Below are 13,412 nucleotides of genomic sequence, written 5' to 3' on the forward strand. Positions count from 1 at the left end.
AGATTATTATTCTTTACCGGGTTTTATTAAGTATTGTTTTTATACTTAGTAATAACCTGAAATGCTTACATGAAGTAGTTTCGACACATAAGCTTTACAGTCCAAAGTTCATTGTGCTTGTACATAAATGAACTGATAACGGTAATGAGCCTTTATTTCTTCCGGCTTACGGCGAAAAAACCGAGAGCCTCTTTAAGAATGTCATTAGACCGTTGAAGTTCTAAAACCTCTTTTTCAAGCTCGCATATCTTTTGATCCTTGGCATCATTAGATAAACGTTTGTTACCGCTTCCAACATATGCGGTTTCCTGATATTTTTTACGTTTATTACGCCAGCCCGAAAGGGTGTAATAAGGAATACCGAGTTGGTTAGCAGCGGTATTAAGACCAATTTCATCGGATAGCTTAACAGCCTCTTCTTTAAAAGTTTTGTCGTATTGCATTTTGATCACCTCTGTGTTTTTAATAATACCATAGATTTGGTGAGTTTACCAACTCTACTTAAATGCTACCACTCCAAATTCAAAAGATATGCGTTATTATTAATATCGCATATCTGGCTGATTTACATTCTACTTTAGTTCCTTTAATTCTCAAAAAATTACAATTATATAATCTACTATATATAACATTTACATTCTACTTTAGTTCCTTTAATTCTCTTGAAACACTTTTAAATAAAAAAACGACAGAGATATTTACATTCTACTTTAGTTCCTTTAATTCAAAATAACAGGATTTTTTAAAGCTATTGATGTACAAAATTTACATTCTACTTTAGTTCCTTTAATTCAAGCGATAAAAAATATAACTAAACAAGCTAGCAGCGATTTACATTCTACTTTAGTTCCTTTAATTCCGTACAATCGCAAAATTTATGTTAAATGCTTTGACATTTACATTCTACTTTAGTTCCTTTAATTCAAAATGAATATTTTATGAATACACCTTGCAAAATAAAATTTACATTCTACTTTAGTTCCTTTAATTCACATAAAAAGTTTTATTAAAATTTAAGAGGTAAAGTATTTACATTCTACTTTAGTTCCTTTAATTCAGATATGTGTTATTATTAATATCGCATATCTGGCTGATTTACATTCTACTTTAGTTCCTTTAATTCAGGGAATGCCGTGTGCGTTCCTTTTTTTTATTATAGAATTTACATTCTACTTTAGTTCCTTTAATTCATTCATTCTGTAAAAAATGAGTACTGTAATAAATGCATTTACATTCTACTTTAGTTCCTTTAATTCAATTACAGGTACGGGTTATTACAATAAACAGATAACTATTTACATTCTACTTTAGTTCCTTTAATTCTAGACACTATAAAAAATGCAAAGGTTGGAAAAGAATTATTTACATTCTACTTTAGTTCCTTTAATTCGCACTTAACTGCAATTATTTAAGTTATCAAAATTCATTTACATTCTACTTTAGTTCCTTTAATTCATATTCCGTGTTAGATATCTGAATACCAACCGGGACATTTACATTCTACTTTAGTTCCTTTAATTCGCAAAATAAAAGGTTTAAGCAGAAATTATAAAAATATATTTACATTCTACTTTAGTTCCTTTAATTCTGCAAAATAAAAGGTTTAAGCAGAAATTATAAAAATATATTTACATTCTACTTTAGTTCCTTTAATTCCAAAAATAAATGATGTTGATAGAAAGACGCTAAATGTATTTACATTCTACTTTAGTTCCTTTAATTCCTACCTTGCGTAAAGTTAGTAAAGTACATTTCCAATTTACATTCTACTTTAGTTCCTTTAATTCAGGGACAGGAAATTGACCTGTATCCACAAAAAAATAAATTTACATTCTACTTTAGTTCCTTTAATTCATATGCAAGTTCAAATGACAAATTATCTGAAAAAATAGATTTACATTCTACTTTAGTTCCTTTAATTCACTGTAACAATAGAAAATGTAGAGACGGATAAAATCATTTACATTCTACTTTAGTTCCTTTAATTCGTTGGGTAAAACAGTATTTTGTCAAAGCGGCAGAGCCATTTACATTCTACTTTAGTTCCTTTAATTCCTCTCGCCTTGTTCCTCAACTTCCTTTTTAATTCCTATTTACATTCTACTTTAGTTCCTTTAATTCGAAACAATGAAAATTCTTTTTATATATCTTCATAGACATTTACATTCTACTTTAGTTCCTTTAATTCTATGACTAGTCCGCAAGAGTATATCGACAAATTAGGATTTACATTCTACTTTAGTTCCTTTAATTCATGCAACAGAAGATTGACGAACTAAAAGAAACATCATTTACATTCTACTTTAGTTCCTTTAATTCGATAGTTTTTCTTTATTCATAGTTTGAACCTTTCTGCATTTACATTCTACTTTAGTTCCTTTAATTCCAGGCAACTAGTACAGCTACCCCAAAGAAAACTAAATTTACATTCTACTTTAGTTCCTTTAATTCGAAAAATACAAGGAACTAAAAGGAGAAGATATCATACATTTACATTCTACTTTAGTTCCTTTAATTCGTATCAAAGAAATTAACAAGTATTTACTTGAAAAAATATTTACATTCTACTTTAGTTCCTTTAATTCCTCTGCAAGCTTAAAAGCCATGATATCGTTATCCAGCATTTACATTCTACTTTAGTTCCTTTAATTCCCGTCTCTCAAGAGTGCCCAAACCAAGCCTTTTGAATAAAGACTTTTTGTCCTCGTCCGCATTTTTAAGTCCTATGGCTTAAAAAAATTTCTCTTTTGAGAACAAAGCCATTATATATCATATAGTATAGTTTGTCTATATCCAAGCTTTTATACATTATCATATATCGACAGATTTAAAAAAAATTAGAAGTTTTGTCATCTTCTATACCCCAAAAATCCTTATCAAGCCATTTTTCACTTCTACTAGTAAAAGTTATGACAGAATCCTTGTCTTTTCTTATATAGACACCAAGTTCTTTCTTTAATTTCATGTAATTCAGTTGTGTAATATCTCCCTCAAATACCGATTTTTGTATGTGTACAAGATATTTTTTACATATTTTAAATATATTCCTTGATATTTTAGGGCTTTCTTTATCATTAAGTATATCATAAACTAAAATCATATACATTTCCAATCACCACCAGATTACAAATCCGTTATAATCCTTCTCTCCTATAATATGTTTAATTATTTTGTAACATTCAAGTCTTATTAAATAGCGGTATGAAACTTCACGCCCTAAATCCCTATGCATTATAACTCTTTCAAGTCTTTTATCATATTCTTCCATAATCTTTCTTCTTGAAGATTCCTTTATATATGTAAAATTGCTATCATATTCAAAATCATTTTCATTTAATTGATTTTTATTAAGCATAGAAAAAATCATCCTGTCTCCTATCAATGGTTTAAATACTTCTGCAATATCAAGTGCTAAAGAAAATCTTCTTTCTCCCGGTTCATGAAGAAAGCTTATCGCCGGATGTAAGTGAGTCTTATATATTTCACTTAAAACAGTTGAATATATAAGACTGTTAATAAATGAAATCATTGAATTAATCATATTGTCAGGCGGACGTTTTGTTCTCTTGTTAAAATTAATATCCTGATTTATAATCTTATTCCAACAGGCATAATATATTTTACGTATATTTCCCTCAATACCCATCAATTCACTTATACCGGTAGATTTGCTGATTTTATTTTGCAATGATTCTATCTCTATCATATCCCTCTTAAGATCAATTCCACGCCCATTATAATACCTCAGGTTTCTATAAATATTAGCAGCTGCCGTGCAAACAAATTTCTTTGCCAGTTTTAATCTTTTAATTAAATCGTCATAATTTCTAACCTGTTCAACAATAATATTCCCGCTTATTTTTCTTTCTCTGGGAAAAAAACTGCCGCTATAAAATCCATAATAATTAAATATGTGAATTACCACATTATTTTGTGAGGCGATATTCAACAGTTTAGTATTAAGTGTTACCTCACCAAATAAATATATCTCATCCAGTACTTCAATTCTAAGATTTTTCTTCTCACCATTTAAGTCGGTCATAAGAATATTATCATCTTTTCTGCTAAGTGTTCCGTTTCTGAATATATATATACTTTCTCCCATGGTATATTCGTTTTCCTCCATTTTCCAACATATATCAAGATACTTTTTTATTTTTAAATATAACAAAACTCATAATAAGCACATTTTTTGCAATATTGCTTATTTATAACTGCAGGAGGCAATTTTAAATCAAGTATCTCTTTAATTTTATCCAATACTTCTATAAGTTCTGCTTCACTTTCCTCAGTTAAATATATTTCTTCTCTTTTTTTAAGCAATGGATAATCTAAAATTCCTTTTTCTATAGGAATACCCTTTTTTCTTAATATCCATATATAATACAAAAGCTGCCACCTGCCCGCAGCATCAAGTTTACGTGATTTTTTCACCTCATGTACTATTTTCCATGACTGCAAAAAGTCAATATTTATAACTTCATCTATCATAACATTTTTCTTTTCTCTTTTATAACTTTGCTCATCTATAATTTTTCCTATGCATACATCTTCATTCTCACCTTCCATACCTATGCCGTCCGCAAAATACCATAATTTACGCTTGCATATAAAATAGTAATTTATCATAGTACCCGTTATATCTTTTTTCATACTGTTCTCCATTCTGTTACCCTTGTCCGGTAAAACAAATAGTTATACAAAATCCACCTCTCAATGAATAATCTTTTTCACAAAAAATATACTGCAGTTATTTATTGTATTTATATTTTCTACTGCAATACTAAAAAAATTTACTTTCTTCTTCCTTAACTTCATCAGATGGCAGTTTTTGTGAAAAGCCTTTTTCATAGTTATATTCACAGTCGTAGATAAGCACCATTTCATATTTAGTTATTGCCAGATATTCAACTGAAAAATTCTTTCTATATCTTGAAGCATTGATTGATAGCGTAAAATCATTTAATTCAGTTCTTGCCTCAGTACGTTCATATAAACTCTTTTTATGGTTTTTGATAGTTTCTATAAGTTTTTTTATTTTATCTTTATTCTTTTCATATATATTTAAAGGTATTATATTATACGATAAAATATTTCTGAACTGCTTTTTTGCTTCTGATTCCTTTAAAAAATTTTCAAAATTACTTTTTATATACTCTATATTATCTTCTATATCCTTTATGTATCTGGTATTTTTTAAATTTGTATATGTATAAGTATCATTAATTATCTCTAATTTCTTTTTTTCATTTAATCTGCCGTCTATTTTTAAAAGCTTTTCTCTCGATTTTTTAAAAATGTCCGGATCAATTACACTTCCTACTCCTCGTATATCATACATCTTTTTACCTGTATAAAGATAACAGTTGTAGTCTATATTTTCTTCAATCGGTCTTTTTCTATAGACTCTCCCAAGCCTCTGAAAAAATCCGTTAATATCAGAAAGTTCAGTTATAAGAAAATCAAAATCAATATCAAGTGAGGCTTCTAAAACTTGCGTCCCTATCCAAATTTCCTTTTTATTTATTTCAGTTCTTTTCCCCGACTTTAAAATGTGTTCTTCTTTTTTTCTGCGATCTTTTTTTATAAATCCGCTATGTAAAAGATTAATCTCTAAAGATTGTTCTTCCTCTTCAATACAACTTTTTATACAATCATATAATTCCTGTGCAGTACGTATCGTATTGCAAATAACGAGAATTTTATTGAATGTAAGCACTTTTTTTAGTATAATTTCAGCATTTATATTATCTTCTATTACTTTTATACTGTGCCTTGTCTCCTCACAGTTTATATAGTCTTCCGAACGTATGTAATCTACACATTCCTTTTTTAATAAATCTTCTATAAGCGGTGGAAAAGTAGCAGTCAAAATAGCAAATTTACCTCCGAGATTATTTATCATCCCCAGACCTATTATAAGATAGGCAATAAGTTCCGCACTGTACATCTGTATCTCATCAATAACAATTTTTGAGTATGACAGCACTGCCAGCTTAAGCTCATAGCCTCTATATGCAAAAACAAATAAAAAAAGCTGATCTAAAGTAGATAATGTAAGCGGCAGCGACATAAGTCTGGTTCTGCTGTAATATCTTTCAAGTCCTTCAAATTCAATTAATTCTTTCTCTTTATCACTATATGAATGTTTTATATATTCATCCATACTGTCAGAGTGAGCAAGTCCGACTCTTTCTTCTTTTTTTTCAGTAACTATTGTTTTTGTAATTCTCGTATATATATCATTAATTGCAACTTTTATAGGAAGCGTAAAAAAGCCCTTAGTATCTCCTATCCACAAAAGCCCAGCCTCCGTTTTGCCATATCCGGTCTGTGCAACAGCTATTACATTATGGCTTCTATTTGAAATCATAAATTTTTGAAGATTATTCCATTCTTTTATTTTTAAAACCTGATTTTTATAAATCTCCATGCTGTTTTCCAAAAAATCTGCCTGATATTCAATCATCTCTCCGGCACTTGCCGCATAATCGGCTTTATGTAAAAGTCCTTTAGTTAAAATATGAGTTCTATAATAATATGCCGCTTTATCCTTAAATTTTTTTAAGCTGTCCCTACTAATCCCTGAACTGGAATAATGTTCATAAGGGAATTCAAATTTATCATTCCATATTGTTTTATAATTAAACTTTGTCGTCTTTTTCTTTATATCATCAAGTTCTTTTTGTATATAATTTCTATCTTCTGAATTTTTTTCATTAAAATCAAAATTTCTGTCATGGTGAAAGATTATGGCATTTATCAAAATTTTAATTTCTATATTGTCAAATTTATCCATCAGATAATCTAGCGGAACCATTGCCGAACTAAGGTAAGCATGCGGAATCTCCTGCTCTGAATGTGGATTATTTTTATTGTCTTCCACATTCCTTCCGTCAGGGCTTACTTTAAGTTGAAATTTTTCATTCATTTTACCCATATCATGATATATGGCAGCATACTCAAGCAATTCCCATTTATAATCTTTTATATAATTCATCTTTTTTAAAATATAAATATTTTCAAGTAGTTTATCAGTATGCTGCTGTATAGTCTCTCTCGGATTGGTTTTTGCCCAAAAATCCATATTACTCCTTAAAACCCATATATATCAATATGAATTTACATTGATATATTTTGATGTATTTGATATGTTTGATATATAAATATATATCAGATACAGTTTAGAATTAAAATACCACAGCTGTATCTGATATATTTCTTATATTTATTATATATTTTACTTTATTATATATTTTAATTTATTTTTTATCCTGATTAAATTCAGGATCAATATATAAAATATAACCGTCCTCATCAATATAGAATGTATTTCGCTTTACTGCCATTATATTCCCCGAATATATTACATTTAATGAGTTCCATCTACGTATATATTTAGGATTTTTTTCATTTCCTATATTATAACGCTCATAATTTTTATTAATCATATATCTTGTCCCGTTAACTGAATATCCGAATTTCGTGTTTCTATCTCTTAGCTGCACCGAATCATCAAGCAGCATAGATTCCGGAATATATGCTGAATATTCTTCATGTTTATTTTCTTCAAGCCTTTTCTTTGAAAAATCCACACTCTTAACTTCATTAATTACTGCCAGATCCTCATATCTTCCAAGACTCGGATATATTCTCGGGCATCTGCACGCAGACTCAATATCGGCTGCTTTATCCTGATTAACCGGTATTATATGAAGTAAGAGTTCGACATCTATAAGCATTTCGGTATTTCCGGTTCCACGTGTTATCCCGAACCCTCCGACTTCAAGCTGGTGTCTGCTGCTGTCAAACTTAAATTCAGGCTTAAATTCATATCTTGTAAAAAGATCATTTGCTTTGGAATAATACCTCCCCTGCACAGAAATCTCCATAGGCTCATATTCCGTATAGCCGCATATACTGTGTATAAAGCCTATTACTGTTGAGTAAGGGGGAAGCGGATAACTCTCCTTCAGTTGAAAGCTTGTCGGAATTCTATAATTTGCAGTCTGCTGCGAAATACAAAGTCTAATTGCTTTCATAACTTTCATAATATTGTTTTACCTTTTTTTCTATATCTTCAAAAAACTCGTTTATTTTTTTGCAAGATAATTCCTTTTTAATCTCAGCCTCATTTTCAAAAACACCCGGAAGCAAACCTGATATAGTTTCAGCTTCCAAATCCCTGCCTATGGCATCTTTAATTTTTTCTACATTCAGCTTTCCGCCTTTTACCTCAATTACATTTTGATATATAGGATTTTTGATTTTATATACTCCTCCTATTATAAACAAAGGGCTTAGATTTTCTCTGCGTCCTTTTATATCCCTATACAGATACTTAACAGTATTAAGAAGCCTTACTATCCTTTCAGCCTTTATTTTATTTTCAATATTGATATTATCATTTTCATCAAATCCAACTCTTTCCAAATCAACCGTAATCGTATATGTATATAATGAATGATGTATCTCACTTTGCGCAATATTTCCGCCATCTTTTTTATCAGAGGTCTGTTTTATATACCTGTCATATAATCCTTTATTTGTAAGAAAATCAAGGTCTCCCCTATATGGTTCCAGTGATATTGCGTTTGACATGCGTACAACGGCAGATCTGGTTTTTGTAGTTTTTGAAGTCTTCATATAACCAAACAAATCTATCTCTGCAAATTCATCTATTTTAGCCGACGGATCAAACTGCAGTACTGAACCGTCAAGACCTATCTTCGTATTGTCAGCTCCCATCTGATTTACTATATTATACCTTATAGCCTGACGTGATATATATGTATACTGTTCTCCAAGCCCACGTGATATTTTCTTTAATGATGCTACATTACCTATACTTTCCCCATAGTTTGCACTCTCTGCTTCAAAAATAATCGTTAAGGTTAATCCTTTATTCTCCATTTCTATATATTAACTCCTTATTTTAATTTTACTTAGTGTTTTTTTCTTCTTTTAAAATACTTCCTGTAAGCCCTGTAACAAAAGCATAGCCAATTTCAGCCAAAATCACATCACTTAAAAGAACTTTTTCCATATCTTTAGGTACCGGTTTATTTATATACATATAGCAATTTAAAATTGTGTGTAAAAACAATTCTGCATTTCTGGTTTTAAGTGCATTTAACAGCCTGTAAGCTATGCCGTTTATTCTGTTTTCAGCATTTTTATTTCTATATGCTTCACCCAGATAATATCCGCTGTTTTTAAAGTCTTTGACTATTTTTTCATGTTCTAATTTATTTTCCTTTTCCATTTCTGCCTCCATAAATTTAGAATTAATTATATTTAACATATATATATGTATATCACTATAAAAATTTTTTAAACTGACATCAAGCTTCCTTGACAGCAGCAAATGTATAAAATTAAATAAATTTGTCTTATTTATAATATTATCTATTACCGTAGGATAAATATAAATATATGTTTTTCCATCAATGAAACCACAAGGAATAAGCTTATCCAGTTCTTTAGAATGTTTTGACAGAAGCTCCAATACTTCCTTAGATAATATATTAAATCTATACCTCATATTACTGCTTCCGCCAATCTGATTCAGCCTTATAACCTGTATATCCAAAAGCTCATATTTAGGCTGTAATTCTATTGTCTCCTTTTGCATTGCCTGAATTAAGGCTTTATATGCTATAAAATTTTTTATTAAAGAGGGATTATCCTTATCTTCTGCCGTTCTTTTTATACTCATAAATATATTTTCATTTACTTTTTTCAGATTCTCAAAATCCCGGTTTGCATTTATAAAAACAGCATCTTTAAATGTGGAATAGGTAATACCACATGGCATACATATATAAATAAGTCTTGCAAGATCACATATAAATATATCATTATTATAATCCCAGATATTAGACAGCTTTCGTGCCGTATCAAAACCTGTATCAACAAGAAAACTCAATTCATATGCACTGCCTAAATTTTTTACAGGCAGTCCCGTTGCAAAGCATTTTAATTTATATTCGCTCTTGTTTTCTGAAATATATTCTAATGTTTTATCTGTAAAATCTTCTTTAAAAGCCTTATATATATCCGATTCTCTATTTTGTCGATTTAAAAAACTTATTTTATCCCACAAATTTTGTATGACATTATATATAAGGCATTTTGCAAACAGATATTTTTTCCCGCTTTCTGAAAACACATATCCTTCTATTTTTTTAATCATATCGATTTGTTTTTCCAGTTCGGGTATAATGTCTTGTATATCCTGATTTTTATTCAGCTTAACATTTTTTAATTTTTCAGCATTGCATTTAATCTCATATCCATCTTTAATAAACTGATATACCTTTGTATAGTTATCTTTCTTTAAATGATTTTTCAACTCTGTTATAAAATCATTCAGCCCTTTAAGCCCATTTTCTTTAAAATTACTGTATCCCTGAGCTTTATGCATTTCAAGTTCTTTACAAATATCCGATAATTTTTGCCAATGTGTCAGTTTACCATATTTATCTATTAAATACGAAAAATATTTTTCTTCAAATCCCTCCAAATGCTTTTTTAGTTCTTCTTCATCAAATTCTATATAATCATCCTGAAATTTTACATCTATATCTGCATGCCGCAATACATTATAAAAGCCGAGCAATCCCATATTAAACTGCCAGTCTTTCATATGAAGTCTGATTTTCGTATCCACCGATTTACCCTTCCTTTATTATATCTAAACATCCAAACCCTCTCGAACGGTTTGAGCCTACGCCTGCTTTATACAGATAATCAAGTATATAAGGTTTTGCATTAAATTTTATTTCAGCCATATTGCAGTTTACAATTATATCATAATGTTTGATTTTTAATTCTTTGTTTTTTATAACCTCATACCGAATCTCATCATAATCACTTATACAGCCTTTACCAAGTCCTGCCTTAAGCTGATTTTTAAGATTAATACCAAACTGCTCCCTGCCTGCTTCACTGTCAAGTTTATGATACCATGTTGTCTTATTATCTCCTTTATGCTCTTTTATTACCACAGGAGATAAAGTTTTAAAGGTAACTTCATTTCCTCTTATCGTTTTTTCCCTTACAAGTCTTATATGTCTTGGGCAGATTTGAAAGTCCTTATATTTATATATCTTATCCTGTTTTAACATTAGGGCATTATAAATATTTAAACCATCCTCCGGATTATAGCTTGAGAAAAATATTTTAATCCTCTTGTCAGGAACTGATATATTTTCATTTTCCTTTTTAATATCAGGTCTTTCCATAAAAACTGAAAATACAAATTCTTTCATTTTATTTTCTTCATTTACATACTGCTTCTTATAATACTCAGGATTATTATCTTCAAAGGCTTTTTTAAAAAATGAAACTATCATTTTTCTATAATCCTTTGGTATCTCCTCCTGAAGCAGGTCAACATCAATTGAAAACCTCATATCCAAATCTCCTTTATACGGTTTTATAAATCCCGACTCTTTTAACTTAATCTGAAAATTTTGCTTCATTAAAATAAAATAAAAATCAAGTAATATTAATAAAATAATTTCTATATACCGGCTTTTTAAACTTATTCTATTTTCTTTTCATACAAAATATAATATGCCTTCAGCATATAATTATATCTATCTTATCTACTGTTTTTTATCTCAAGCCCAAGCTCATCAAGCTGTTTTTCTTCTACGCTGTCTGGTGCTTCTATCATAAGATCCGAGGCATCCTTTACCTTGGGAAATGCCATTACATCCCTTATTGACTGTGCACCTGCCATAAGCATTACAACCCTGTCAAAACCGTATGCCAGACCGGCATGTGGCGGAACTCCGTATTTAAAAGCCTCAAGAAGATAGCCGAATCTTTCATTTGCCTCTTTTTTACTTAAACCCAGTATGTCAAACATTTTACTTTGTATATCGGATTGATAGATTCTTACAGAGCCTCCCCCTATCTCTGTACCGTTTAACACTATATCATACGCCTTTGCCCTGACCCTTCCCGGATCGCTTTCAAGATACTGCATATCTTCTTCCATAAACATGGTAAAAGGATGATGTACAGCCTTGTAGCGGTTTTCTTCCTCGGAAAATTCAAATAAAGGAAACTCTGTGATCCAGACAAATTCATATTCTCTGTCATTTAAAAGTCCAAGTTCCTTTGCAAGTTCAACTCTAAGTGCTCCAAGCACCTGTGCGCAAATAGCTTTCTTATCGGCTGCAAAAAGCATTAAATCGCCCTCTTTAGCCCCCATAATATCTATAATTTCATTTATATCCGATTCATTTAAAAATTTGGAAAATGAAGATTTTACGCCTCCTCCATTTTCAACTGCCATATATGCAAGCCCTTTTGCACCATATCCCTTTGCAAACTCAACAAGAGCATCAATCTTTTTGCGTGGCATGCCTGCCTGTCCGCTTACAATAATACCCTTTACCGCTCCCCCGGCTGAAACTGCATCCTTAAATACTGAAAAACCGCATTTTGATGCAACGGTGCTTATATCCTTTAATTCCATTCCGAACCTTAAGTCAGGCTTATCGCTTCCGAATCTTTCCATAGCCTCCGCATAACTCATCCTCTGTATAGGCAGCTTTACATCAACATCCAGAACCTCTTTAAATATTGTCTTTATAAGAAGTTCATTTACTTCAATTACATCATCTACATCAACAAATGAAAGCTCCATGTCTATCTGTGTAAATTCAGGCTGGCGATCTGCTCTAAGGTCCTCATCTCTGTAACAGCGTGCAAGCTGAAAATATCTGTCATAGCCTGAACACATAAGGAGCTGTTTAAAAAGCTGCGGAGACTGCGGAAGGGCATAAAATTTTCCCGGATGCACTCTGCTTGGTACAAGATAATCTCTGGCACCCTCAGGTGAGCTTTTTATAAGTGTAGGTGTCTCTATCTCTAAAAATCCCAATTCCGAAAGACAGCGTCTTACAACTGTCGCTATCCTGCTTCTCATAATTATATTTTTTTGGATATCAGGACGTCTTAAATCAAGATATCTGTATTTAAGCCTCAGTTCCTCTTTCGTCTTTGAATCTTCTTCTATATGGAAAGGCGGAGTTTCAGACTCTGAAAGTATTCTAAGTTCCCTTGCCTCAACCTCAAGATGCCCTGTTGCCAGTTCTTCATTTGCCGCACCTGAGCGTTTTTCAAGTTTTCCCTTTATAGCTACACAAAATTCAGCCCTTAATTTCTGTGCCTTTGCAAATACCTCTTTTCCGCAATGTTCTTCCTCAAATATTATCTGCAGTATTCCTGAACGATCTCTAAGGTCAAGAAATATTATACCGCCTTTAACTCTATTTTTAGCAACCCAGCCCATAACTGTAACCTCACTGCCTATGGCTGCATTAATTACTTCCTGACACCTATGACTTCTTTTAAGTCCACGCATTGATTCCGGCATTTTTAAATCTCCTTTT

The 13,412-nt window shown here is 30.8% G+C and carries 10 protein-coding genes and 1 CRISPR repeat array; all 10 genes read right to left on the reverse strand.

Annotation, left to right across the window (positions count from 1 at the left end):
• Nucleotides 1–152: 152 nt before the first annotated feature.
• Nucleotides 153–443: a transposase gene (locus HMPREF9333_RS07215; RefSeq protein WP_005538936.1), complete on the reverse strand. Its 291-nt coding sequence runs from the start codon at nt 441–443 to the stop codon at nt 153–155.
• A 120-nt stretch (nt 444–563) separates the two neighbouring features.
• Nucleotides 564–2,652: a CRISPR direct-repeat array (repeat unit 30 nt; unit sequence ATTTACATTCTACTTTAGTTCCTTTAATTC).
• 175 nt (nt 2,653–2,827) lie between these two features.
• A complete protein-coding gene (gene cas2, locus HMPREF9333_RS07220; protein WP_005541002.1) occupies nt 2,828–3,106 on the reverse strand; it encodes a CRISPR-associated endonuclease Cas2 in 279 nt (92 codons plus the stop codon).
• A gap of 6 nt (nt 3,107–3,112) precedes the next feature.
• On the reverse strand, nt 3,113–4,105 hold the full coding sequence (gene cas1b / locus HMPREF9333_RS07225) for a type I-B CRISPR-associated endonuclease Cas1b (RefSeq protein WP_040882575.1): 993 nt from the start codon (nt 4,103–4,105) through the stop codon (nt 3,113–3,115).
• Nucleotides 4,106–4,158: 53 nt separating this feature from the next.
• Nucleotides 4,159–4,653 carry a CRISPR-associated protein Cas4 gene (cas4, locus tag HMPREF9333_RS07230; RefSeq protein ID WP_005541004.1) on the reverse strand — a complete coding sequence of 165 codons (495 nt, stop codon included), beginning with the start codon at nt 4,651–4,653 and terminating at the stop codon, nt 4,159–4,161.
• Nucleotides 4,654–4,783: 130 nt separating this feature from the next.
• The gene (locus tag HMPREF9333_RS07235) at nt 4,784–7,087 is read right to left on the reverse strand and encodes a CRISPR-associated helicase/endonuclease Cas3 (protein WP_005541005.1); all 2,304 of its coding nucleotides are present in this window, start codon (nt 7,085–7,087) and stop codon (nt 4,784–4,786) included.
• A gap of 175 nt (nt 7,088–7,262) precedes the next feature.
• Nucleotides 7,263–8,051, reverse strand: coding sequence for a type I-B CRISPR-associated protein Cas5b (gene cas5b / locus HMPREF9333_RS07240; RefSeq protein ID WP_005541006.1), 789 nt, complete (start codon nt 8,049–8,051; stop codon nt 7,263–7,265).
• The gene (cas7i, locus tag HMPREF9333_RS07245) at nt 8,029–8,913 is read right to left on the reverse strand and encodes a type I-B CRISPR-associated protein Cas7/Cst2/DevR (protein WP_005541007.1); all 885 of its coding nucleotides are present in this window, start codon (nt 8,911–8,913) and stop codon (nt 8,029–8,031) included. The genes cas5b and cas7i overlap by 23 nt, the downstream gene beginning before the upstream one ends.
• 28 nt (nt 8,914–8,941) lie before the next feature.
• Nucleotides 8,942–10,672, reverse strand: a complete 1,731-nt coding sequence (locus HMPREF9333_RS07250; RefSeq protein WP_040882577.1) for a hypothetical protein — start codon at nt 10,670–10,672, stop codon at nt 8,942–8,944.
• Nucleotides 10,673–10,676: 4 nt separating this feature from the next.
• Nucleotides 10,677–11,417, reverse strand: a complete 741-nt coding sequence (gene cas6 / locus HMPREF9333_RS07255; RefSeq protein ID WP_040882579.1) for a CRISPR-associated endoribonuclease Cas6 — start codon at nt 11,415–11,417, stop codon at nt 10,677–10,679.
• A gap of 191 nt (nt 11,418–11,608) precedes the next feature.
• Nucleotides 11,609–13,396, reverse strand: coding sequence for an aspartate--tRNA ligase (gene aspS / locus HMPREF9333_RS07260; RefSeq protein ID WP_005541010.1), 1,788 nt, complete (start codon nt 13,394–13,396; stop codon nt 11,609–11,611).
• Nucleotides 13,397–13,412: the final 16 nt, after the last annotated feature.

It is taken from the genome of Johnsonella ignava ATCC 51276 (assembly GCF_000235445.1).
Classification (GTDB): domain Bacteria; phylum Bacillota; class Clostridia; order Lachnospirales; family Lachnospiraceae; genus Johnsonella; species Johnsonella ignava.